We start from the raw sequence: 22,527 nt of genomic DNA, 5'->3' as shown, positions 1-22,527 counted from the left end.
CCGGTCGACAGCGGACCGCGCGGAGCCGTTCGCCATGCTGCGCGCGGTCTGCCTACGTTCTGGGGGTGACCACAGATCGCGAGTTCGAGGGCAAGGTCGTCATCGTCACCGGGGCCGGCGGCGGGATCGGCAGCGCTACCGCCCGGCTCTTCGCAGAGCGGGGCGCGACCACCCTCCTGGTCGACCGGGACGTCGAGCCGCTCAACGCGCTCGCCGAAGAGATCGGTGGGCACGCCTACGCGCTCGACCTCCGGGACGAGCCGGCTATCGACGCGTTCGTCGAGAAGGCCGTCGAGGAGGCCGGGAGGCCCTACTCGCTGGTGAACATCGCGGGCGTCTTCGTCGGCACAGAGGGTCGGGTCGAGGAGAGCTCACGCAAGATGTGGGACCTCAGCCTCGACGTGAACCTCAGGGCGACCAGCCACCTGACGGCGAGATGTCTGCCGCACCTCGTCGCCGGGGGCGGCGGCTCGGTGGTGACGACGTCGTCCACGCAGGCACGGGCCGCCGACATCGGCTGGTCGTCGTACGGCATCGCCAAAGCAGGTGTCGAGGCGCTCACCCGGTACGTCGCGACGCAATACGGACCCGACGGCGTGCGCTGCAACTGCGTTGCCCCCGGGGTGACGGCGACCCCGCGCGCGATGCAGCGCTTCCCCGAGGACCGCGCCGCAGCGGTGAAGGTCAACACCCCGCTCCGCAGGTTCGGTCGCCCCGAGGAGCTCGCCGAGGCCTACGTCTTCCTCGCGTCCGAACGGGCCTCCTTCATCACCGGCCAGGTGCTCCCGGTCGACGGCGGCATGATGGTGCACCTGCCCACCACGTGATCCCCTCCCCAGCGGACTCCCCGGGGACCTGCCTGGGGAACTGCACATCGACGGTCGGGCGCAGACTGGCCCGGCGTTGAGTGCCGACCTAGCGTGCACGCGTGATCGCTACCCGCTGCCAGGCGTCGACGTGACCCGCTCCAGAACGCCGGTCGCGGTCGTCACCGGCGCGGGCCGTGGCATCGGACGGGCCGTGGCGCTGATGCTCGCCCGGCGCGGGATGGACCTCGTCGTGGTGGGGCGCGACATGTCCCCCGACTACGAGCGCTACGGCGAGGAGATGTCCGCGGGCACGGTCCAGGACGAGATCGAGGCGATGGGTCGACGAGCGCTGGTCGTCGAGGGCGACCTCCGCGACCGTGCGGTGGCAGACCGAGTGGTCGAGCAGTCGGTCGCCGGCTTCGGGCGCATCGACGTCCTCGTCAACAACGCCGGAGGCGCTCTTGCGCCGCCCGAGCGGAGCTTCGGCTCGCAGATGCCGATCGAGGACCTCGACGACATGATCCGGCTCAACACCCACAGCGCCATCCACTGCTGTCAAGCCGTGATGCCGGTCATGAGGGAGGCGCGGAGCGGCAGCATCGTCAACGTCGGCTCGCGCGTCGCGATCGACCCGGCGACGGCCGGCGGCCGGCTCGCCCCCTACGCGATGTCGAAGGGGGCGCTGGTCCAGTACACGCGGCACCTCGCGATGGAGGTCGGGCCTGACGGCATCCGCGTCAACTGCGTCTCGCCCGGGATCGTCGCCACGGCGCGGGTCATGCACTTCGCCGCGAAGCGCGGCATCGGTACGGACGACGACCTGAACGCGATCCCGCTGCGCCGCTTCGCCACCCCGGACGACATCGCCGGGGCCGTCGCCTACTTCGCGGGCGAGGAGTCCACCTACGTCACCGGCCAGGTCCTCTCGGTCGACGGCGGGGCGGTCCTCACCCCCAGCTGACTGTCGAAGTCCACAGGTGGCTCGCCCGGATCGCGTGCGACGGCTCGTGCCGCGTGCCTACCGTGCAAGACGTGGACCTCGATGTCGACAGCCTGTTCGACCGGCCCGCCAAGGACCGCTGGAACCGCATGGCCCTCGGCGACGTGCTGGAGCGGGTCACCTGGAGCCACCCCGACCGGGACGCCATCGTCGGCTGGTCCGGCGCGTACGCCGCGCCCGAGTTCGAGCGGCTGACCTACCGGCAGGCTGACGAGAGGGCCAACCAGGTCGCGCACGCGTTGCTGTCAGCGGGGCTCGAGCGCGGCGCGCGGGTGCTGCTCTACTGCGAGAACTCGGTCGAGGCCGTGGTGACGATGCTCGGCATCGCCAAGGCGGGGCTCGTCTGCGTACCCCTCAACCCGCTGCTCGCCCCCGACGTCGTCACCTACGCCATCGAGCACGTCGGAGCAACGTTCGCCGTCGTCGATGCGGAGCTCTGGCCGCGGGCCGAGGCGGCCTTCGCCGCGGCCGGTCTGGCCGCGGGCGTCACGATCCCGATCGGTGGCGGGGCGGTGCCGGGCTCCCACGAGTTCCACGACTGGATCGCGGGACGGCCGACCACCGAGGTCGAGGTGGCCATCCACGCCGACGACATCTGGAGCCTGATGTTCACCTCGGGCACCACGGCGATGCCCAAGGCCGCCATGATCAGCCACACCTACGGCTACCTGTCCTCCTACACCTACGCGCTGTCCACCAGCCGCGGCCTCCGGTTCGAGGACCAGATCCGGTCGGCGACGTTCCTCCCGATCACCTACCACGTGGGGCACTACGCGGTCCTGTTCCCAGCGTGGTTCTCGGCGGGCACCGCTGTCATCGGCCGTCGACCGAACCCCTCGGAGCTCTCGAAGGCGATCGCGGGGGAGAGGGTGACCGCGGTGTGGGGAGGCTCGCCGACCTTCCTGCAGCTCCTGGCCGACGCGAAGGACCAGCAGCACGACGACTTCACCAGCCTGACCGTGGTCTTCTTCTCGTGGGGTGCCATGCGTCCCGACCTCATCGACCGGCTCAAGTCCGCAACCGCCAACCCGGAGCTCTGCGCCCTCGAGGTCTTCGGCCAGACGGAGTCGCTGTCGAGCTACCGCTTCTATCCCGACCAGCACCCAGAGAAGCACCGACTCGCGCTCCAAGGCGTCAACTACGTCGGCCTCCCCAACCCGATGCTGGCCGCCAAGATCATCAGTGCCGACGGCGAGCTGCTCGTGGACCAGCCGGGCGTGGCCGGCGAGGCCGTCTACCGTTCACCGGCCATCAGCAGCGGCTACTTCCGCAACGAGGAGGCGACCCGCGAGGCGTTCGCCGGTGGTTGGTTCCACTCCGGGGACTCGTGTGCCTACGACGACGACGGCCTGCAGTTGATGGTCGACCGCTTCAAGGACATCGTGAAGTCCGGCGGGGAGAACGTATCGAGCCTGCGGGTCGAGGCGGTGCTGTCCCAGCACCCAGGCGTGGCGCGCGTCGCGGTGGTGGGCCTGCCGAGCGAGCGGTGGGGCGAAGAGGTGACCGCGGTGGTGATCCCCCACGCGGGCGTGGATCTCCAGGCGGACTCCGTCCTCACCTTCGCCCGGGAGCGGCTCGCGGGCTACGAGACGCCGAAGCGGCTGGTCGTCGTCGACGAGCTGCCCGAGACCGTCGGTGGGAAGGTGCTGAAGTACCGCCTCCGCCAACAGCTGGCCGTGACCACGGCCGGGTCAACCCCAGAGGAGGAGCAACGATGAGCGGACTCGAGGTCCTCGACCCCAGCGGTGGCGCGTCGGCAGGAGACGGGCACAAACTGGCGCCGCGCCTGGTGAGCACCGCGGGCACAACCCTAGGGGTGGTGTGCAACGGACTCGGCAACTCCGAGACCTTCTTCGACGAGCTGATCGTCCAACTGCTCGCGCTGGGCGGCTTCGCGAAGGTGGTCAAGGTCGTGAAGGACAGCAAGTCGGTTCCTCCCACGGAGGAACAGTGGACACAGCTGCGCGAGGTCGACGTGGCGGTCACAGGGTTCGGCGGGTGCGGCAGCTGCAGCACCCGTGCGGCCCGCGACGCCCTCGAGCTCGAGTGGCAGGGCATCCCGACCGTGTACGTCGGGCACCCCGCCCTCGCGCCGGCTGTGGCCGCCATCTGCAAGATCTCCGGGCACCCGGACTACCCCCAGATCCACGGTCACCTCGACCCGCCGGTGGCGGCTTGGGCCGACGACGACGCCAGAGCGCTCGGACGCGAGCTCGCGGGCGCCGTCTACGACGCGATGGTCGACCCGACCTCCGACGCCGCGCTCCTGACGTCGGTGCCGACCCGCAACGACGCCGCGCTGTCCGGCGCGGGTCGATGACGACGACGGCGGAGGCTCGTCCGCGCGCCACGATCCACTTCGACAACGACGACTCGTTCCAGGTGGCCGCGATCGAGCGCGGGTGGAGCGACGGTCTACCGCTCGTCCCGCCCACCGCGGCGAAGGTCGACGCGCTGCTCGCCGCGGCGGGTGTCGAGCCCGACGACGTTCTGGGCGGGATCGCCACCCGCGACGTCACGGTCACGGCCGAAGCGACCGCGACGAACGCGGTCATGGCCGGATGCCGACCTGAGCACTTCCCGGTGGTCGTCGCGGCGGTCAGCGCCCACCTGAGCGAGCTCGGCAACAGCCACTGCACGACGGCCAGCCTCGGCGGCCCGTCGCACGCGGTGGTGGTCAACGGTCCTATCCGCGGCGAGCTCGGGATCGCCGGTGGTCCGGGCTGCTTCGGCCCGGGCTTCCCTGCCAACGCGAGCATCGGCCGCGCCCTGCGGCTGGTGATCCGCAACGTGTGCCAGTCGGTGCCCGGTGTCCTGGACCGCGCCGTTTTCAGCAGCCCCGCCCGCTACTCGTTCTGCTTCGGCGAGGACGAGGAGGCGGGGGCACCCTGGACCCCGCTCCACGTGCAACTCGGCTACGCGCCCGACGAGAGCACCGTGACGATGCTGAGCGTGTGGGGGATCACGGAGTCCAACGGCCTCGGCGACGCCCCTGAACTCGTCCTGGACCACCTCGTCCAGGACTTGCGCTTCAACGGGTTCTGGAAGCAGCTCGGGGACCCGGCTGCGGACCAGTTCCTGGGCGACGCCTTTGGTTTCATGATCGTCGTCGGCGAGGAGCACCGGCGCGTCATCCAGGCCGCGGGGTGGACCAAGGCGGACGTGCAGGCGTACACCTTCGAGCGCCTCGTGGCTCCCACCCGCGGCACGCGGGACCTTGTGTGCCACGTCTCGGCGCCTGAACGGATGCTCGTGGTGGCCGCCGGTGGCCCGGGGATCCCGGAGACCCAGGTCCTGATGCCGCATCTGGCCGCGCCCGTGACCACCAGGATCACTCGTCCATGACGAGCACGGACGGGGCGTTGTCGCCCGAGGTGCGGGCGGTCGTGGACGAGTTCCAGGCGATGGTGTCCGTGGACGGAGCTCGCATCGACGTGCTGCGGTCGGACCCGTCGCGGCTCGAGCTGGACCTGGTGCTCGTCGAGGCAGGCTGCGCCGAGTGCGTCATGCCGCGCGACTACCTCGAGGCGATCATCCGTGACCAGCTGCAGACCGCGCTGGACGCACCTCCGGAAGTCACGATCCGGGACCCGCGAGAGCTGACCGACACCCCGAAGGCGGACTGAGTGCCCGACCCGACCCAGCCGCGGATGATCCTCCCGACAGTGACCGACTTCTACGACCCGGAGGTCGTCACCCGCTACCGCGAACTCGGCTACTGGAACGACGAGACCCCAGCCAGCATCCTCGACGAGCTCGCGGACCGGCGGGGAGGCGACCTCTTCGCCCTCGACCGCGACGGTGGGCTGAGCTACGGCGAGTTCCGCCGCCGGGCCTGGCGGTTCGCTGCCGCACTCGTCGATCTCGGGGTGGAACGCGGGGACCGCGTGGTCGTCCAGGTGCCGAACTGGACCGAGCTGCTGGTCGCGATGATGGGGGTCACGCGCGCAGGCGCCGTCCTGGTGCCGGCGATGATGACCTACCGCCCGGGCGAGGTCGGCCACCTGATCGAGAACACCCAGGCGAAGGCCTCGGTCACCGCGGCGACGTTCCGGGGCTTCGACCACGTCTCGATGCACGAGGAGCTGCGCCGGAACAGTCCCTGGCTCGAGCACGTCGTCGTCGTGCGAGGCGACGAGCCCCGGACGGGCGCGCTGGCATTCAACGATCTCATCGCCGGCGAACCTGCGGCCGACGCCGCGGATCTGCCCCCGATGCCCTCCGCCGACGACGGGCACGTGATCATCCACACCTCCGGGACCGAGTCGAAGCCGAAAGGGTGCTTCCACTCCTACAACACGCTGGGCTTCAGCGTGCGCACCATCGAGCGGACCCACGGCTGGACCGCGGACGACATCTCCTTCGGTCCCTCGCCTGTGGTGCACAGCAACGGCTACCTCAACCACTACCTCGTCCCGCTGCGGGCCGGCGCCGCCACCGTGCTGATGGAGCAGTGGGAGCCCCGCGCCGGAATCGACCTGATCGACGAGTTCCGGTGCACCGCGACAGTGACGGCCACGACCTTCCTCACCATGGCTGTCGACGCGCGACGGGGCTCCGACAAGGACCTCTCGTCGATGCGGCTGTGGGTCGCCTCCGGCGCCACCATCCCGGCGCGGTCGATCACCGAGGCTCGGGAGGTCATGCCGGACTGCGAGATCCTGAGCCAGTACGGACGCAGCGAGAACCAGCTCGCGACCAACTGCCCGGTCGGCACCGACCCCGAGAAGTCGTTGACGTCCGACGGCGAGCCACCGGAGGGTGTCGAGATCGTCCTGTTCGACCAGGACGGTGGGCGGGCGGGGAATGGCCCTGGTGACGTCGGCTACCGCGGGCCCGGACACATGCTGGGCTACGTCAACCAGCCCGAGCTGACCGCGACCATGGTCAACGCGGAGGGCTTCTCGTTGGCGGGCGACCTCGCGGTCTTCGACGACGACGGCTACCTGCGCATCACCGGACGGCTCAAGGACATCATCATCCGCGGCGGTGTCAACATCAGCGCCCGCGAGGTGGAGGAGCTGCTGCTGGCGCACCCGTCGGTCAAGGACGTCGCGCTGGTGGGCATGCCGGACCCCCGGCTGGGTGAGCGCGCCTGCGCCTTCGTGGTGCCCACGCCGGGCTCGGCCCCCACCCTCGACGAGCTGTGCGGGTTCCTGCGCGATGAGCGCGGCATCTCGGTGCAGAAGCTGCCCGAACGGCTGGAGGTCGTCGACCACCTCCCGGTCAGTGCCACGGGGAAGGTGCAGAAGGTCGAACTGCGCGAGCGCGTCGCTCGCGTCTTCACCTCACCGTGACGACGACCTTGCCGATGGCCGAGCGCTCTTCGAGGGACCGGACCGCGGCGGACGCCTCCTCGAAGGGGTAGGTCCGCCCTACGTACGGGTGGAGCGCCCCGGCGTGGGCCAGCGTCTCGACGCCGGCGCGCACCTCGGCCAAGGTGCCGGGGTGCTCCAGCTCCATCTGGTCCATGGTGATGCCGGTGACGGTCAGGTTTCGGTGCAGCAGGCGGTTGACCTTGACCTCGGGGATGGACCCGCCGGTGAAGCCGATGACGACGAGCCGGCCGCCGATGCGCAGCGAGCGGAGCGAGTCGGTGAACCGGTCGCCACCGACCGGGTCGAGGACCACCTGAACGCCGCCAGCGGTCACCTCGCGGACCTCCTCCAGCCAGGGCCCGTCGGACCGCACGACCACGTCGGCACCGCACCGACGCGCGACCTCCGCCTTCTCGTCCGTGGAGACCAGGGCGACCGCGCGGGCGCCGAATGACGCGGCCAGGTCCAGCGCGGCCGTGCCGACACCGCCGGCGGCGCCCTGCACCAGCACGGTCTCGCCGGGCCGGACACCGGCGCGCCGGTAGGCGTACCACGCGGTCGCGTAGTTCATGTAGAGCGCGGCGCCCTCGACGTAGCTCATCGAATCGGGGAGCTTGACCGTGTAGTCCGGCAGGGCGAGCGCCCGCTCGGCGATGCCGCCCTGCCAGATGATCCCGCCGACCCGGTCGCCGGGCGCGAACCCCGAGGCGGGCGGGGCCTCGAGCACGACCCCTGCCACCTCGCTGCCCACGGTGTACGGCACCGAGACGCCGTTCTGGTAGCCACCGCGCGTCTGGAGCGGGTCGATGAAGGACAGCCCGGCGGCGTGCACCTCCACGAGCAGTCGGCCGCCTTTCGCTCGCGGGTGCGCTCCCAGGGGCTCGGCGACGTCGAGGACCTGGATCGCGTCAGGACCTTTCAGCTCCTGGATGACTGCGGCGCGCATGGGATCTCCCCTCTCGGTCAGGTTCAGTCGAAGTAGGCGACGACCGCCTGAGCGACACAGGCCGGCTTCTCCTGGTCCTTGACCTCGAACGTCTGGTCGAACGCGAACACCGTCCCGCCCTCGATGGGGCGCGCCCCGCTGAGCGTCGCACGCATCCGCACGAAGCTGTCGACCTTCACCGGACTCAGGAACCGCACCTTCTCGTAGCCGTAGTTGAGGCTGAGCGAGAAGCCGGCCACCGAGTAGAGCTGGTAGATGAACTTGGGGCCGAGGGAGAGCGTGTACATCCCGTGCGCGATCGTGCCACCGAGGCCCGCCTCGATGGCACGCTGAGGGTTGACGTGGATCTGCTCGTGGTCGTCGGTCGCGTCCGCGAAGGCGTTGATGCGCTCCTGGGTCACCTGGTGCCACTCGCCCGCGCCGAGCTCGTTGCCCACGAAGGCCCGCATCTCGTCGAGGCTGTTGAAGGTCTGCATGCCCCGCACACAAGCACGAAGCCGCGCTGCTCGCGTCTCGTCGCCATCGGCGTCGTGTAGTTGTCTCCAGTGCCCGTCGGGCAACGCCGCCTCCGTGGCGACGTTCGCTCCTACCGTGTGCTCCCGACCGCGAAACGAACGGAGCGAGCGATGAGCACGGTGCGCCCCATGGTCGAAGCGTGGGCCGACTTCGCCCGGACCCGCGGGACGGAGCCCGCCGTCACGGTGGACGGCGAGAGTGTGACTTGGACCGCTCTCGACGTGCGCTCCAACCAGCTCGCCCACGCACTGGCGGACGTGGGTGTAGTCAGCGGCGACATGGTCTCGATCGCACTGCCCAACTCCGTCGATGCCGCGGCCACGGTCATGGCGGTCCTCAAGCTGGGCGCGACCCCGCAGTACGTGTCGCACCGCCTCCCGGCCGCAGAGCTGAGCGCCATCCTGGAGCTAGCCCGACCGCGGGTACTGGTGTGCGAGTCCGACCTGGTCCCCGAGACCGCCATTTCGCGCGTCCGGCCCTCGGACGTGCCGACCGACGCGCGCGCCGAGGCGCTGCCCCTCGTCGTCGCCGAAGTCATGAAGGCGCCCACCTCGGGCGGGAGCACCGGCCGTCCGAAGATCATCCTCTCGGGCGGCTCCGCCGTGGTCGACTCGGCCCCCCACCACCCGATGCGCCGTATGGGGTTCCCGCTCGACGGAGTCGTCTACACCGGTAGCCCGCTCTACCACAACCTCGCCCTCGTCGCCCTGCTCTCGGGACTGAGCCTCGGCAACCACGTGGTGCTGACGGCCAAGTTCGACGCGGCCCAGGCGCTCGACGCGTGGGCGAGGCACCGGGTCACCTACGCCCTGATCGTGCCCACGATGATGATCCGCATCTCCCGCCTCCCCGACGAGGTACGACACGGTGCCGACCTCTCGGCGCTGGAGATGGTCGTCCACGCCGCTGGCCCGTGCCCGCCCGACACCAAGCGTGCCTGGATGGAGTGGCTGGGTCCACACCGCGTCTACGAGAACTACGGGACGACCGAGCAGGTCGCTCTCGCGTTCGTGTCCGGTGAGGAGTGGCTGGACCGGCCGGGCACCGTCGGCCGGTCCATCCTGGGAGAATTCGACATCCGCGAGGCGGGCGGCAGCTCATTGCCGCGAGGCACCGAGGGCCTCATCCACATGCGACGGCCCGGACAGGGACGAGCCTTCGGCTACCTCGGCGTGGACGAGGAGCCGGTGGTCGACGGGTGGGAGACTTTCGGCGACCTCGGGTGGATGGACGAGGACGGCTACCTCTACATCTCCGACCGGCGGACCGACCTGATCATCTGCGGCGGAGCGAACATCTACCCCGCCGAGGTCGAAGGGCAGCTGATCGCGCACCCGGCTGTCAGTGACTGCGTCGTGGTCGGTCTGCCGGACTCCGAGCTCGGCCGCACGACCCACGCCATCGTGCAGCACGACGGCGCTCCCCCCGAAGAGGCCGACCTCCGGGCGTTCATGCGCGAGCGGCTCGCGCTCTACAAGAACCCGCGGTCCTACGAGTTCACGACCGTGCCGTTCCGTGACGACAGCGGCAAGGTGCGGCGCAGTCGGCTGGTCGCGGACCGGGTCGACTGGGGAGTCCTACAGCCGGAGCGTGGAGCTGGCCCTTCCACACTTTGAATGGTTGGACCATAATCTTGTGACGTACGACTCACCAGTGCTTCATGGCACTGGGCCGACACCCGTGAGGAAGTGGACCACGCATGCCGGAGCCAGCCGACCGATGAACATCGCACAGTTGCTGAACGGCCTCGCCCTCGGGTCGCTGCTGATGATCCTGAGCTCGGGCCTCGCGATGATCTACGGCCTCCGCGGGGTCATGAACTTCGCCCACGGTGCGCTCTACATGAGCGGCGCCTACCTCGCGTACACCGTCACGAACCACGTCTCGTTCTGGGCGGCACTGATTGTGTGTCCGCTGGCGCTGGCCGTCATCGGCGCCGTCCTCGAGCTCGTGTTCTTCAGGCACCTGCAGACCCGCAGCCACATCGAGGTGGGCCTGATCACCTTCGGCCTCGCGCTGATCATCGAGCGGATCATCGGCATCATCTGGGGCCCGCACACGCTGCCGGTCCCGGCGCCCGACGTGCTGAACGGCACCAGCAACGTGTTCGGGACCGCTTACCCGACCTACCGGCTCTTCATCCTGGCCATCGCGGTCGTGATGGCAGCGGCGCTCGTCTTCTGGCTGCGGGTGAGCGACACCGGACTCCACATCCGGGCCGCCAGCCAAGACGGGGAGACCTCCGCGATACTGGGCATCAACGTCGACCGGGTCAGCCTCACTGTCGTGTGCCTCGGCGCTGCGCTCGCGGGGCTGGCCGGCACGCTGGCGGCGCCCTACTTCTCCGTGCAGCCGGGCATGGGGATGGCGATCCTCATCAACGTCCTGATCGTCGTCGTGGTCGGCGGGGTCGGGAGCCTCGGCGGCGCGATGGCGGCCGGGATGGCCCTGGGGATCGTCCAGACCGTCGGAGCCGTCTGGCTGCCGAACCTCGCAGCCCTGCTTCCCTATATCGCGCTGGTGGCCGTGCTCGCCTGGCGCCCGACCGGCTTCGCCGGGAAGAGGGTGTGACGAGATGACCGTCGAGGCTCCGCTCCTCCTTTCCGACGACCCGCTCGCGCCCACACCGAGCCGACGGCTCAAGCTGGGCATCTCCCCGCGTGGTGTGGCCATCGGCGCCGTCGTGGCCGTGGTCGCAGCCGTCGCCGGGCTGGCCGTGCCGAGCATCGTCAACGACCTCTACTGGATGGGGATCCTGGTCAACGGGCTCCTGCTTGCGTTCATGTCGCTGAGCGTCGGTTTCATGGCCAAGCACCTCGGTCTGATCAGCCTCGGCCAGACGGCGTTCTTCGGCGGCTCGGCCTACCTGGTGTGCATCGCGACCTCCAGCTGGGAGTGGAGCCCGTACCAGGCCGTGGCCTTCGCGATCCTCGGAACGACAGCGATGGCGTTGGCCATGGGCGTGCTCGTGGTTCGCGCCACCGGCATCGGCTTCATGATGCTGACCCTGGCGATGGGCCAGGCCATTTACCAGGTCGTCATCCAGGAGTGGGCACGTGACACGACCGGGTCCTTCGACGGGGTCGCCGCCAACATCGGTGACCAGACCTTCCTTGGGATGGGGGTGAGCGACCTGCTCGACCCGACGGTGTTCTGGAACCTCGGTTGGATCGTCCTGGTGGCGGTGACCTACCTCCTCTGGGTGGCTGGGCGCTCCCGCTTCGGCGTCATCCTGGAGGGAACGCGTGAGAACACCGAGCGCATGCGGTTCTCGGGTTACAACACCTTCCTCCCACGGCTGGCGGCCTTCGTGTTCTCCGGGTTCGTCGCCGCGGTAGGAGGGGCGCTTTACGGGTTGAACTCCGGCTACGTCTCACCCGAGCTCCTCAACTTCCTCAAGGCGGGTGACGGGATCATCGCCGCGATCGTGGGCGGCCTCGGTGTTCTGCTGGGACCTTTCGTGGGCGCATTCCTCTACGTCTACGCGCAAGCTGAGTTCAACAACTCAGGGAACCTCTACCTCTACACGGGCATCGCCTCGGTCCTGGTTCTGGTCTTCCTCCCGGGCGGCATCGTCGGCACCATCTCGACCCTGTCGCGGAGACTGTGGTCGTCGCGCACTGGAAGGAAGCCCCAAGCATGAGCCTCTTCCGGGCCACGTCGGTCTCAGTTCGCTACGGCCAGCTCCGCGCGCTGGAGAACGTCGATATCGCCCTCGAACCCGGTGTCGTCCACGGGGTGATCGGACCCAACGGAGCCGGCAAGTCGACGTTCGTCGACGCGCTGTCCGGCCGAACGCGATTGACCTCCGGGAACGTCGAGTTCGACGGCGCGGACATCACGCACAGGTCGGTCCGCTGGCGCCGCAAGGCGGGGATCTCCCGGTCGTTTCAGAAGACCAGCGTCTTCAACTCCATGACAGTGAGCCAGCAGCTCGAGCTGGTGGCGCACCGCAACCACGAGCGGGACCTCGACGGCATCGTCGACGCCCTGAGCCTGGGACCGGTGATGGACCGGGTGTGCAGCGAGGTCGCCTACGGCACCCAGCGGTCGGTGGACCTGGCGATGGCGCTGATCGGCAACCCGAGGGTCGTACTGCTCGATGAACCCTGCGCCGGCCTGGTCCACGACGAGTCTGTGAACATGCTGCAGCACGTGCGGGACCTGTGCCGCGAGCGTGGCGTGGGCGCACTGCTGGTCGAGCACGACGTCGACGGCGTGTTCCGGACCTGCGACGTCATCACGGTCCTCAACCTCGGGACGGTGCTGTGCCACGGCACCCCGGACGAGGTCCGCAAGGACGATGCCGTGATCAAGGCCTACCTGGGGAGCGCGGCATGACCTCTGTCCTCGAGTTCCGGGGCGTCAACGCCTCCTACGACGGCGCGGTCGTCCTGCAGGATGTCACCTTCGCGATCGACGACGGTGAGACCGTCGGCCTGGTTGGGCGCAACGGCGCCGGCAAGTCGACGGCGCTGCTCTCGGTGTACGCCGTGCCCACGGTTACCGGCGACATCGCGATCGACGGCAAGATCATCAGCGGGCGGCGCTACGAACCCGCGGCACTCGGGGTCTGCCTGGTCCCGCAGGGGAAGCGGATCCTCCCGAACCTGACCGTCACCGAGAACCTGCACCTTGGACGCGCGGCCAAGCGTTCGGGTATCTGGAACATCGACACAGTCTTCGACCTCTTCCCCAACCTGGCGCGTGGGGCGAAGCGGTCGGGCATCGCGTTGAGCGGTGGCGAGCAGCAGATGCTCGCGATCGGCCGGGCGTTGATGGCCAACCCCCGGCTGCTGATGCTGGACGAGCCGACAGAGGGGTTGGCGCCGGTGATCATCGACCAGCTCGTCGAGGCCCTCCGGAAGGTCCAGTCGGGAGGGACGTCCCTGCTGCTGGTCGAGCAGCGCATCGGCATGATCCAGCAGCTCGCCACCCGCTATCTGGCGCTCCGCAAGGGACTGCTCGTGAGCGAGGGCGGGATCAGCGACCTCGACAAGCGGGACGTCCAGGAGATGATCGCCCTGTGAGCGCGGTGTAGCACTCGACACCTGCCCTCGGAGGCGGGCTGTCCTCCCGTCCGGCCATTTGCTGTCATGCAGAAGTGGTGACTTCTGCGAAGGGTCCGTTGTCCGGCTACAGAGTCGTCGAGATCGGGTCGATCGGCCCTGGGCCGTTCTGCGCCATGCTGCTCGCCGACCTCGGTGCCGACATCATCAGGGTCGACCGGGCCAGCGGGTCCGCGCTGGTCGGACCATCGCAGGACTTCCGGGCCGAGCTGCTCCACCGCGGCAGGAGGTCGGTCGCCGTCGACCTGAAGCACCCCGAGGGACGCGCCGTGGTGATGCGTCTCGTCGAGGGCGCGGACGCGCTCGTCGAAGGGTTCCGCCCTGGGGTGGCTGAGCGGCTCGGCATCGGTCCCGACGACTGCCAGCAGGTCAACCCGCGACTGGTCTACGGCCGGATGACCGGCTACGGCCAGACCGGACCCTGGTCCCAGGTCGTCGGCCACGACCTCAACTACGTGGCGATGAGCGGGGTCCAGGCGATGATCGGTCGCCAGGGGCAGCCGCCCACCCCGCCACTAAGCCTGGTCGGAGACTTCGGCGGGGGCGGACTCGTCCTCGCCTTCGGCATCCTCGCGGCGCTGCTCGAGCGCGGTACGTCGGGTCGCGGCCAGGTCGTCGACGCGGCCATGGTCGAGGGCGCCGCCACGCTCGCGGTCGCGTTCCACGGCTTTGTCCAGAGCGGAGCCTGGGCCCTGGAGCGGGGGACGAACATCGTCGACAGCGGGTCGCCGTTCTACGACCTCTACGAGACGTCGGACGGCAAGTGGCTCTCGGTCGCGGCGATGGAGCCGCACTTCTACGCGGACCTGGTGCAGCTCCTGGGCCTCACCGACCTTCCCGACCAACACGACCGCGCGGCCTGGCCGGAGATGAAGACGAGGTTCGCCGGCGCCATCCGGACGAAGACGCGTGACCAGTGGGTCGCCGAGGCGGAGCCGTTGAATGCCTGCGTGGCGCCCGTGCTCGGACCGGACGAGGTCATGGACCATCCCCACCACCGGGAGCGCGGATCTTTCGTCGAGGTCGGTGGAGTCGTCCAGCCGGCACCCGTGCCGAGGTTCGACCGCACGCCGGCCGAGCTCCGCTTGCCGCCGCCGCTCCCCGGCGAGCACACGGTCGAGGGTCTCCAGGGCTGGGGCGTGCCCGACTCGGACATCCAGCACTGGCTCAGCAGCGGCGCGATCAAGGCCGGGGGCTGAGGTCGGTGTACGGCGTCAACGTCTTCAGCGGCGGCCACGGCCGCGAGCGGTTCGAGCGAGCCGCGAGGGTCGTCCGCCGGGCCGAGGAGGCCGGGTTCGAGGCGGTGTGGACCGGTGAGCTCTACAACCGGTCGGGCACCATCCCCCTGGCGAACTTCGCGCTGGCCTCGAGCCGGATCAGGATCGGGACGAACATCGCCTACGGCGTGGGGCGTAGCCCGCTGATCTGGGCCGCGGAGGCTAGGGACCTCGACGAGATGTCCGACGGCCGGCTGACGCTTGGCTTAGGCAACGGCACCGCGGGGATGATGGAGAACTGGCACGGGGTCACTGGTGAGGCGCCAGCCCTCCGCATGGAGGAGTTCATCGACGTATTCCGCCAGCTGTGGCGGCTCCACGAGGGACCCGTCCACCACGACGGCCGCTTCTACCGCGTCCACCTGCAGACCACGGCAGACACCCCGCCGCCCGTGCAGGACCGCCTGCCGATCTGGATCGCCGGTGTCGGTCCGCGCATGGTGCTCGCCGCCGGCAAAAAGGCCGACGGCCTGGTCGGGCACCCGATGTTCACCGGGCGCTACGTCACCGAGGTCGTCCGCCCGCAGCTCGCCGCGGGTGCGGAGCAGGAGGACAGGGACGTCGCCGACGTCGCCGTGATGGGCATTCTCATGTGCCTGATCACCGACGACGTCGAGGCCGGTCGCCGCAAGATGGCCTACGCCATCGCCCAGTACGCCGCCTCCAAGGTCTACGACAAGCTGTTCGCGCTGCACGGCTGGACCGCCGACCAGATGGTGATCCGCGAAGCGGCGCAGCGGCGCGACATCGACGCGATGGTGGCCGCCGTACCCGACGAGGCCATCGACGCGATCGGCGTCGTCTGCGGGCCGGGCGACCTCGCTGGGCGCGTGGAGCAGCATGCCCGCGACTACGACCACCTGGCCCTGGTGGGGATGCCGTGGGGCGTCACGGTCGACCAGGCGGAGCAGGAGACGCTGGACATCATCGAGGAGATGGCTCCGCACCTGCGTACCGCGCCCTGAACCGGCACGCAGCAACCTAAGACACAGAAGGGCCCCGGCTCAGCCGGGGCCCTTCCGCTTCAGCTCAGGCGACTCACATCTTGCAGGCCGGGTCCGGCTCAGGAGTCGTGGTGGACGCGTCGGTGGAGGCGACGACCTCATAACCCTCGCCGCTGCTGTCCTTGACGACCTTGGCCACGTTGACCGGCACCAGGATCTGGTGGTCCTCCGCACGCATCTCGGCCTGGCCGTACGGCGTGTCCAACTTGAGCCCCTCGAGGGCGTCGCGGACCTTGTCGGTGTCCGAGCTGCCAGCAGCCTTGATCGCCGCGAACAGCATCGTCGCCGCCGTGTAGTTGCTGGCCTGGACGAAGAACGGCGTGCCACCGGAGAGCTTGGTCATGCCCTCCACGAACTTCTGGTTGACGGGGTCGTCCAGCTTGACGTCGTAGGCGAGGTTGGTGAAGTTCCCGACCACGTTGTCGCCCAGGGCATCGAACAGCGGCGGGGTCACCACGTCGATGCCGAGCACGCTCTGGAACTGGTCGAGAAGCTTGAACTGTGCGGCTTGGTTCGTGAACGCCACCGCGTCAGCGCCCTGCTCCATGGTGAAGAGTGCGTCGGCACCGCTGTCCTGGATCTTGGTGATGTAGGTGCCGAACTCGGTCGTGCCGCGGGGCGGGTAGCCCTCGTAGACGATCTCCTTGCCAGCGTCCTCGGCGGCCTTCTTGAAGATGTCGGCGCCGGAGTGGCCGATGGTCTCGTCGACGGCGAGGATCGCGAACTTGTCGCCGGGGATCTGGTCCAGTGACGCCGCGACGCCGTTGAGCTCCATCTGGTCCGAGGCCACGAAGCGGAAGAAGTTCTTGGTGCAGGACTCGCCCGTGAGCGCCGCCGCCTTGCCGGTGCTCAGCGCGAGGGCGTTCAGGCCCTGCAACTGGGGGTCGAGGGCGAGGTACTCGCTGGAGGTGACGATGCCACCGAGGAAGTGCGCCCCGTCCTTGGTCGCGGCCTCACGCGCTGCTGCGATCGTCTTGTCGGGCGAACCGTCGGTGTCCTTCTTGATCAGGTCGACCTTGCGTCCGTCGATGCCGCCGGCGTCGTTGACCTCCTTGACCGCGTAGTCCCAGGCCTGGGCGGCCGCGGTGCCGTAGATCGCGAGGGCGCCGCTCGAGGGCGTGATGATCGCGACCTTGATGTCGCCCTTGTCGCTCCCGCTGCTGCCACCGCTGTCATCGCCCCCGCAGGCGGAGGCCAGCAGACCGCAGGCGAGGACCAGGGCACCGGCCCTAACGAGTGGTGTGCGCATGTCTCTCCTCGTCGTTCGTGTGGGTATGCGCTCGCTCCGTGTGGCTAGCGTCACAACGGGCGCATACTGACGAACTATTGGTCCAAAGTCACCGGTCGCCCTTTGGGTCGAATGTGGATCTCTCCACATCCGGCGCGCGATCACGCGGGGGAGGCGTGGTGCACGCTGACCAGCCAGGTGTCGTGGCGCCGGACCAGCGTGTGGGTGAACCTGACGGCGGTTCCGGGGTTGTCGGTCCACCGGAACGTCCCGATCGAGGCCCCGGCCACGACGCCCGCGCCGGGGGACGTCACGTGCAGCACCTCGAAGTCGACGTCGGCCTCGGGTTGCGGCGGGAGCACCTCGAAGTAGTCCCGGATGCCGTCGGGTCCCACGCGGAGCGTCGGGGTCGAGCCGAAGAAGAGGGCATCCGGGGCGTAGAGCGCCACGAGGGCGTCGATGTCCCTCTGCGAGTGCGCACGACCCCAACGTTCGTAGAAGTCGTCGAGGACGGCTCGGGCCTCGGTCATCGTGCCTCCTGGTTGTGGAGCATCCGGTAGACGCCGTCCAGGACCCCGGCGACCGGGGCGGCGGTGCCCTGGCGCCGTGCGATGTCCAGGGCGAAGGCGAGGTCCTTCAGCAGCATGTCGGTCCGTCCGCCTGCCGGCCCGTCCTCGAACCCGAGCAGCAACCCGCGGAGTCCGTTGATGATGCCGGTGATGTTGGTGTCCTCACCGGCTGCTCTGCCGCGCGCGTACTCACGCAGCATCGAGGAGTCGGCGAGCCCTCCACTCATGGCTTCGGGAAGGGCGTCTGGATCAAGGCCGAAGGCGCGACCCAGCGCCATGGCCTCGGCGATCGCGGCCATGGTCGCGAAGTTGACGAGTTGGTTGCACGCCTTGCCCACCTGGCCCGATCCGAGGGGACCGAGGTGCGTCACCCTCCTGGCGTAGCTGTCGAGCACGGGACGGACGAAGGCGACGTCGTCGTCGGCCCCGCCGACCATGACCGCGAGGGTGCCCGCTCTCGCGCCTCCTGGCCCACCGGAGACCGGGGCGTCCACGAACCCGACACCTGCCGCCCGCAGTCTCGCGCCGAGCGACACGGTGAGGTCCGGGTGCACCGTGGAGCTGTCGACGACCACGGCAGGTGGCCGGGGCGCCTTGAGCACCTGGTCGACGACCGCCTCGACGCCGGCGGGGGTGTCGATGCACAGCACCACGACCTCCGCGTCGTCTGCCGCCTCGGCGGCGGAGGCCGCCACCGGCACCCCGGCCTCGGCGAACGGCGCCGACCTGGCCGGGGTCCGGTTCCACACCGTCAGCTGGTGCCCCTGCTGGTGGATCCGCGTGGCCATGGGGGCCCCGATGTCGCCGAGGCCGATATAGGAGACGCGCATGGCGCGTGAACTTAGGTGTGGTTCGCGCGGCCGGGCAACGACGGCCGTGCGGAGTGCTGGAGCCATCCCTACCCGGCGAGCACTGGAGCAACGGACACGCGGTGCCCTGCAGACGCTTGGCCGACGCCCGGCCGACACCGAGAGTGGGGCCGTGTCGGACCGTGCCATCGTGCTCCCCGGGCTCCTCAACCTGCGCGACCTGGGAGGACTCCCGACCGTGGACGGCGGGCAGGTCAGGCGCGGGCTCCTCTTTCGCAGCGACTACCCGGCGCTGCTCGGTCCGGGGCAGGTCGCCGCTGCCCTGACCAAGCTTGGGCTGCACACCGTCGTCGACCTGCGCGCGCGTCGTGAGGCTGAGCACGAGTGCGTCGACTGGCGCGAGCACGGCGTCGACTACCACCGCTACCCGGTGTCCTCGGGCGCCTCGTCGTGGGACGCGGGATACCGGCGCTACCTCACCCATCGCCCGGAGACCGTCGTCCAGGCCGTACGGGTCCTGCTCGACCCCGATGTCTGGCCGGTGCTGTTCCACTGCGCTGCGGGCAAGGACCGGACCGGCACGGTGGCCGCGCTAGTCCTGTGCGCGATGGGGGTCGAGGCGAGTGACATCGTCGCCGACTACGTTCTTTCCGAGGCTTCGGTCGAAGGGGTGCTGGCGCGACTGGCCGGGGCCGCGCCCTACCTCCAAGTGCTCGCAGGGGAGACCGCGGAGACCCAGCGACCGCGCGCGACGGCCATGAGCGACTTCCTCGAGTGGCTCGAGGGGCAAGGTGGAGCGCGGCGCTGGCTCGATGAGCAGGGGATCGGTGCCGACCTCATCGAGCGAGCCCGGGACTCGCTGGTCACCGGCCCTTGAAAAGAAAGGTCCAACCATTCTAATGTGCGTCATGTGACCGACGCCTCAGGCGCACCGCTCTCGCAATCCCGGAAGAAGTGACATGGCCGCTCCCCTCAAGACCGTTCACGACCGCTACACGGACGCGGAGATCGCGACGTACTACGAAGCGGGGTTCTGGCAAGACACGAGCTTCAACGCGCTGCTCGCGGCGCGGGCCGCCGAGCAGCCCGACGACGAGTACATCTTCGACAGCACGACGTCGCTGACATACGCCGATTTCCGCGACCGGTCCCTCCGGCTCGCGGTGGGGTTGAAGCGGCACGGGCTGCAGAAGGGCGACCGCATCGCGGTCCAGCTCCCTAACTGGACCGAGTTCCCGCTGCTGGCTGCCGCGGTGTCGCGGCTCGGGGTCGTCCTCGTGCCGATCATGCCGATCTACCGCGACGACGAGGTCGGCTACGTCATCGAGCACAGCGGCGCCTCGGCCATCGTCACCTGCCAGGAGTTCCGCGGCTTCGGCCACTTGGCGATGATGAACGAGCTTCGCCCCTCGCTGCCCGACGTCCGGGAGGTCTTCGTCGCCCGGGCGGATGACTCGCTGAGCGCGGACCAGGGGACGTCGCTGGACGACCTCTTCGTCGACGGCGCCACAGCCGACCTCGAGGCCGAGGCCGGACCCGACAGCTCGCCCGATGACGGCTTCTTGATCGTCTACACCTCGGGCACCACGTCGCGGCCCAAGGGCTGCTACCACACCTTCAACACGATCCGTGCGAGCGCGGCTGCGATCCGCAAGAGCCTTGAGTACGGCAAGGACGACGTGCAGTTCGGGCCCTCGCCGGTGACGCACAGCACAGGGCTGGTCACCAGCGTCGTGCTGCCTGCCCTGGTGGGTGCCAGGTCCTACCTCATGGAGGCGTGGGAGCCCGGCGAGGCGCTGGTCAGGATCGAGCAGTACGGCATCACCGCCGCGGTGACCGCCACCCCCTTCCTCCAGATGCTGATGAGCGCCTACGACCCGGAGAAGCACGACGCCAGCAGCCTGCGACTGTGGGTGTGCGCGGGGTCACCGATCCCGGGGGCCGTCGTCGAGCGGTCGCGCGAGATCTTCGCTGGCTGCCAGACGCTGAGCCTCTACGGGCGTTCGGAGAACTTCCTGACCACGATGTGCACGGTCCACGACCCGGCCGAGCGCTCGGCGACGTCGGACGGGTCGGCCCTCGAGGGCGCACTGGTCAAGATCGTCGGTCACGACGGCTACGAGGTCCCTCGCGGTGAGGAAGGCGACATCACCTACAAGGGGCCCAGCCACATGATCGAGTACTTCAACAACGACGAGGAGACGGACGCTCTCTTCACGCCGGAGGGGTTCTCTCGCTCCGGCGACCTGGGCCGGATGGACGACGACGGGTTCGTCCGGGTCACCGGACGGCTGAAGGACATCGTCATCCGCGGGGGCATGAACATCAGTGCCCGCGAGGTCGAGGAGCACCTCCAGAGACATCCTTCGATCGCGAGCGTCGCCGTGGTCGGCATGCCGGACGAGCGACTGGGTGAGCGGGTGTGCGCCTACGTCGTGCTCAACGATCCCGACTCCTCCCTGGAGCTCTCGGACATCACTGCGTTCCTGCGCGAGCACAAGGTGGCGACCCAGAAGCTGCCGGAGCGTCTCGAGGTCGTCCCGGCCATGCCGCTGACCGCCACCGGCAAGGTGCAGAAGCACCTGCTCCGCGCCGAGATCGCCGCCAAGCTCGGCGCAGCGGAGGCCCGAGCATGACGACGATGACGACCGCGGCCAAGGAGCGTTCGGCGCGCGAGGAGTGCAGCCGCGCCGAGCTCGCTCAGCGATACGACGAGCTGCGTCGCCGCCATTCCATCGAGCTGCGGCTGAGTGCCGTCTCTGCGGCCGGCGGAGGCATCGCCTCCCTCGTCAACACGCTGGCGGAGCTCACCACCGACCCGGTCTGGCTGATCGACCCGAAGCACCGCGTGGTTGCCCGCTCCTCTGACGTCCGCGGGAGCGAGTTCAAGCCGCCGGACGTCCAGCTGTTGCTTGAGGAGCACGGTCCGATCGACCTGACGAGCTCCGACCCGGTGCTCGTGCCGGCGCGTCCCGCCCGCGGCATCGGCCGCAGGCACCTGCTCGTTCCGGTGGCTCGCGACTCCTGCCTCTTCGCCTGGCTCGTCATTCCCGAGGTGTCGGCGAGGTTGACCCGCGACCAGGCGTGGCTGGCGTGCCGCGGCGCGTTCCACCTTGCCGGCGAGTACGCCGTGCAACGACGAGTGGCGCGGGCCTCGTGGAACGCCCGGTCCACACTGACCCGGCAGCTCGTGCGCGGCTCGCACCGCGACGACGACGTCACGGCCGCGGCCGACTACCTCGGCGTCCGCGCGGATGCCGACCGGGTGTTGGTCTACATCGCCGACAGCTCGCCCGACGAGCCCCGCGACGAGCTCGCCGTCTCCGAGCTGGTCGCCGCGGAGATGGGGCTGGAGGTTCTCGGTGCGCGCGGTCGCGAGGGGACGATCCTGCTGGTGGAGGCACCCGAGGAGTCGGCCCACATGACCGTCGTCCAGCAGGTCAAGCGCGTGATGCGCCGGGTCGTGGACGACCTCGGTGAGCCCGACGCCATCGTGGGGGTGTCCGCGGTGACCCGCGCGGACGCCCTGCAGCGCTCCTACCGGGAGACCCGTGAGGTCGTCCTCTGCGTCGACCGGTTCGCGCGGTCGGGCGATCGCATCATCGCGGTCGACGACCTCGGACCCGCCCGGCTGCTGGTCGCCAACGGCGACGTGGGTGCCGTGCGCAGGTACGTCGACGACGTGCTCGGCGCCCTGCTCGGGGACGTGCCCGGCTCGTCGGACCTGCTGCGCACGCTGCAGTGCTTCTTCGATACCGGCCGCTCGGTCCGGGAGTCGGCCGCCCGCCTGGGCATCCACGAGAACACCGTCCGGCTCCGGATGGCCAAGATCCACGACCTGACCGGGCTGGACGTGGCCGGCAACTCCAACGACCAGCTCAGCGCGCAGACCGCCCTGCTGGTGCTGCGGCTCGAGGGCCACCCGGCGATCCCCCCGTTCGAGGATCGTGCCCGGGTGGACGCGGCCGAGCACACCGCCTGA

General features: G+C 69.6%; 22 protein-coding genes. 17 read left to right on the top strand and 5 right to left on the bottom strand.

Annotated elements, in window-relative coordinates:
* Nucleotides 1–65 precede the first annotated feature (65 nt).
* From G514_RS0116850 to G514_RS0116820, 7 genes are all read left to right on the top strand, one after another.
* Complete coding sequence (locus tag G514_RS0116850) at nt 66–827, top strand: SDR family NAD(P)-dependent oxidoreductase (protein ID WP_036565073.1); 762 nt, start codon at nt 66–68, stop codon at nt 825–827.
* A 130-nt stretch (nt 828–957) separates the two neighbouring features.
* Nucleotides 958–1,770: an SDR family NAD(P)-dependent oxidoreductase gene (locus tag G514_RS0116845; protein WP_028652710.1), complete on the top strand. Its 813-nt coding sequence runs from the start codon at nt 958–960 to the stop codon at nt 1,768–1,770.
* Nucleotides 1,771–1,841: 71 nt separating this feature from the next.
* Complete coding sequence (locus tag G514_RS27335; RefSeq protein WP_051247594.1) at nt 1,842–3,527, top strand: class I adenylate-forming enzyme family protein; 1,686 nt, start codon at nt 1,842–1,844, stop codon at nt 3,525–3,527.
* Nucleotides 3,524–4,129 (top strand): UGSC family (seleno)protein, encoded by a 606-nt coding sequence (locus tag G514_RS0116835; RefSeq protein WP_425411448.1) that lies wholly within the window; start codon nt 3,524–3,526, stop codon nt 4,127–4,129. The genes G514_RS27335 and G514_RS0116835 overlap by 4 nt, the downstream gene beginning before the upstream one ends.
* Entirely contained in the window at nt 4,126–5,154 is a 1,029-nt protein-coding gene (locus G514_RS27330; RefSeq protein WP_051247591.1) for a hypothetical protein, read from the top strand. The genes G514_RS0116835 and G514_RS27330 overlap by 4 nt, the downstream gene beginning before the upstream one ends.
* Nucleotides 5,151–5,435 (top strand): hypothetical protein, encoded by a 285-nt coding sequence (locus G514_RS0116825; protein ID WP_028652708.1) that lies wholly within the window; start codon nt 5,151–5,153, stop codon nt 5,433–5,435. Before G514_RS27330 ends, G514_RS0116825 begins: the two co-directional genes overlap by 4 nt.
* On the top strand, nt 5,436–7,106 hold the full coding sequence (locus G514_RS0116820) for an AMP-binding protein (protein WP_051247589.1): 1,671 nt from the start codon (nt 5,436–5,438) through the stop codon (nt 7,104–7,106).
* Here G514_RS0116820 and G514_RS0116815 read toward each other — a convergent pair.
* Both G514_RS0116815 and G514_RS0116810 read right to left on the bottom strand, forming a co-directional pair.
* Nucleotides 7,093–8,073 (bottom strand): NADPH:quinone oxidoreductase family protein, encoded by a 981-nt coding sequence (locus G514_RS0116815; RefSeq protein ID WP_028652706.1) that lies wholly within the window; start codon nt 8,071–8,073, stop codon nt 7,093–7,095. The two genes, G514_RS0116820 and G514_RS0116815, sit on opposite strands and share 14 nt — an antisense overlap.
* A gap of 23 nt (nt 8,074–8,096) precedes the next feature.
* Nucleotides 8,097–8,549 (bottom strand): MaoC family dehydratase, encoded by a 453-nt coding sequence (locus G514_RS0116810; protein ID WP_028652705.1) that lies wholly within the window; start codon nt 8,547–8,549, stop codon nt 8,097–8,099.
* A gap of 168 nt (nt 8,550–8,717) precedes the next feature.
* On the opposite strand from G514_RS0116810, the gene G514_RS27325 reads away from it, so the two are divergent.
* The 7 genes from G514_RS27325 (at nt 8,718) to G514_RS0116775 (ending at nt 15,900) form a co-directional block, all read left to right on the top strand.
* Nucleotides 8,718–10,205: an AMP-binding protein gene (locus G514_RS27325; protein WP_169576473.1), complete on the top strand. Its 1,488-nt coding sequence runs from the start codon at nt 8,718–8,720 to the stop codon at nt 10,203–10,205.
* 103 nt (nt 10,206–10,308) lie between these two features.
* On the top strand, nt 10,309–11,160 hold the full coding sequence (locus tag G514_RS0116800) for a branched-chain amino acid ABC transporter permease (protein WP_028652704.1): 852 nt from the start codon (nt 10,309–10,311) through the stop codon (nt 11,158–11,160).
* 4 nt (nt 11,161–11,164) lie between these two features.
* Nucleotides 11,165–12,232: a branched-chain amino acid ABC transporter permease gene (locus G514_RS0116795; RefSeq protein WP_028652703.1), complete on the top strand. Its 1,068-nt coding sequence runs from the start codon at nt 11,165–11,167 to the stop codon at nt 12,230–12,232.
* On the top strand, nt 12,229–12,930 hold the full coding sequence (locus G514_RS0116790) for an ABC transporter ATP-binding protein (RefSeq protein WP_028652702.1): 702 nt from the start codon (nt 12,229–12,231) through the stop codon (nt 12,928–12,930). Before G514_RS0116795 ends, G514_RS0116790 begins: the two co-directional genes overlap by 4 nt.
* The gene (locus G514_RS0116785; RefSeq protein WP_028652701.1) at nt 12,927–13,619 is read left to right on the top strand and encodes an ABC transporter ATP-binding protein; all 693 of its coding nucleotides are present in this window, start codon (nt 12,927–12,929) and stop codon (nt 13,617–13,619) included. The genes G514_RS0116790 and G514_RS0116785 overlap by 4 nt, the downstream gene beginning before the upstream one ends.
* A 98-nt stretch (nt 13,620–13,717) precedes the next feature.
* Nucleotides 13,718–14,857 carry a CaiB/BaiF CoA transferase family protein gene (locus G514_RS0116780; protein ID WP_245582246.1) on the top strand — a complete coding sequence of 380 codons (1,140 nt, stop codon included), beginning with the start codon at nt 13,718–13,720 and terminating at the stop codon, nt 14,855–14,857.
* A 5-nt stretch (nt 14,858–14,862) separates the two neighbouring features.
* Nucleotides 14,863–15,900, top strand: a complete 1,038-nt coding sequence (locus G514_RS0116775) for an LLM class flavin-dependent oxidoreductase (protein WP_169576471.1) — start codon at nt 14,863–14,865, stop codon at nt 15,898–15,900.
* 73 nt (nt 15,901–15,973) lie between these two features.
* Here the strand turns inward: G514_RS0116775 and G514_RS0116770 are convergent, their stop codons facing one another.
* The 3 genes from G514_RS0116770 to G514_RS27315 form a co-directional block, all read right to left on the bottom strand.
* On the bottom strand, nt 15,974–17,188 hold the full coding sequence (locus tag G514_RS0116770) for an ABC transporter substrate-binding protein (protein WP_028652698.1): 1,215 nt from the start codon (nt 17,186–17,188) through the stop codon (nt 15,974–15,976).
* Between the two features lie 140 nt (nt 17,189–17,328).
* Nucleotides 17,329–17,697, bottom strand: coding sequence for a nuclear transport factor 2 family protein (locus G514_RS27320; RefSeq protein WP_036565069.1), 369 nt, complete (start codon nt 17,695–17,697; stop codon nt 17,329–17,331).
* Nucleotides 17,694–18,632 (bottom strand): NAD(P)-dependent oxidoreductase, encoded by a 939-nt coding sequence (locus tag G514_RS27315; RefSeq protein ID WP_342662591.1) that lies wholly within the window; start codon nt 18,630–18,632, stop codon nt 17,694–17,696. Before G514_RS27315 ends, G514_RS27320 begins: the two co-directional genes overlap by 4 nt.
* Nucleotides 18,633–18,717: 85 nt before the next feature.
* Between G514_RS27315 and G514_RS27310 the strand changes: the two genes are divergently transcribed.
* The 3 genes from G514_RS27310 to G514_RS27305 all read left to right on the top strand — a co-directional run bounded on the left by G514_RS27310 (nt 18,718) and on the right by G514_RS27305 (nt 22,527).
* Nucleotides 18,718–19,422, top strand: a complete 705-nt coding sequence (locus G514_RS27310; RefSeq protein ID WP_051247584.1) for a tyrosine-protein phosphatase — start codon at nt 18,718–18,720, stop codon at nt 19,420–19,422.
* An 82-nt stretch (nt 19,423–19,504) separates the two neighbouring features.
* Nucleotides 19,505–21,181 carry an AMP-binding protein gene (locus G514_RS0116750; RefSeq protein ID WP_028652697.1) on the top strand — a complete coding sequence of 559 codons (1,677 nt, stop codon included), beginning with the start codon at nt 19,505–19,507 and terminating at the stop codon, nt 21,179–21,181.
* Nucleotides 21,178–22,527: a PucR family transcriptional regulator gene (locus G514_RS27305; RefSeq protein WP_051247582.1), complete on the top strand. Its 1,350-nt coding sequence runs from the start codon at nt 21,178–21,180 to the stop codon at nt 22,525–22,527. The genes G514_RS0116750 and G514_RS27305 overlap by 4 nt, the downstream gene beginning before the upstream one ends.

Origin of the sequence: Nocardioides halotolerans DSM 19273 (genome assembly GCF_000422805.1) — a bacterium.
Lineage (GTDB): Bacteria > Actinomycetota > Actinomycetes > Propionibacteriales > Nocardioidaceae > Nocardioides > Nocardioides halotolerans.
The sequence above is the reverse complement of the archived record's forward strand: the minus strand, read 5'-3'. Positions and strand labels throughout refer to the sequence as shown.

Bases quoted from the DNA above. Each gene is read 5' to 3' on its own strand.
- G514_RS0116835 (WP_425411448.1), top strand. From the start codon at position 3,524: ATGAGCGGACTCGAGGTCCTCGACCCCAGCGGTGGCGCGTCGGCAGGA.
- G514_RS27330 (WP_051247591.1), top strand. From the start codon at position 4,126: ATGACGACGACGGCGGAGGCTCGTCCGCGCGCCACGATCCACTTCGAC.
- G514_RS0116825 (WP_028652708.1), top strand. From the start codon at position 5,151: ATGACGAGCACGGACGGGGCGTTGTCGCCCGAGGTGCGGGCGGTCGTG.
- G514_RS0116815 (WP_028652706.1), bottom strand. From the start codon at position 8,073: ATGCGCGCCGCAGTCATCCAGGAGCTGAAAGGTCCTGACGCGATCCAG.
- G514_RS0116810 (WP_028652705.1), bottom strand. From the start codon at position 8,549: ATGCAGACCTTCAACAGCCTCGACGAGATGCGGGCCTTCGTGGGCAAC.
- G514_RS27325 (WP_169576473.1), top strand. From the start codon at position 8,718: ATGGTCGAAGCGTGGGCCGACTTCGCCCGGACCCGCGGGACGGAGCCC.
- G514_RS0116800 (WP_028652704.1), top strand. From the start codon at position 10,309: ATGAACATCGCACAGTTGCTGAACGGCCTCGCCCTCGGGTCGCTGCTG.
- G514_RS0116795 (WP_028652703.1), top strand. From the start codon at position 11,165: ATGACCGTCGAGGCTCCGCTCCTCCTTTCCGACGACCCGCTCGCGCCC.
- G514_RS0116790 (WP_028652702.1), top strand. From the start codon at position 12,229: ATGAGCCTCTTCCGGGCCACGTCGGTCTCAGTTCGCTACGGCCAGCTC.
- G514_RS0116785 (WP_028652701.1), top strand. From the start codon at position 12,927: ATGACCTCTGTCCTCGAGTTCCGGGGCGTCAACGCCTCCTACGACGGC.
- G514_RS0116770 (WP_028652698.1), bottom strand. From the start codon at position 17,188: ATGCGCACACCACTCGTTAGGGCCGGTGCCCTGGTCCTCGCCTGCGGT.
- G514_RS27320 (WP_036565069.1), bottom strand. From the start codon at position 17,697: ATGACCGAGGCCCGAGCCGTCCTCGACGACTTCTACGAACGTTGGGGT.
- G514_RS27315 (WP_342662591.1), bottom strand. From the start codon at position 18,632: ATGGCTCCAGCACTCCGCACGGCCGTCGTTGCCCGGCCGCGCGAACCA.
- G514_RS0116750 (WP_028652697.1), top strand. From the start codon at position 19,505: ATGGCCGCTCCCCTCAAGACCGTTCACGACCGCTACACGGACGCGGAG.
- G514_RS27305 (WP_051247582.1), top strand. From the start codon at position 21,178: ATGACGACGATGACGACCGCGGCCAAGGAGCGTTCGGCGCGCGAGGAG.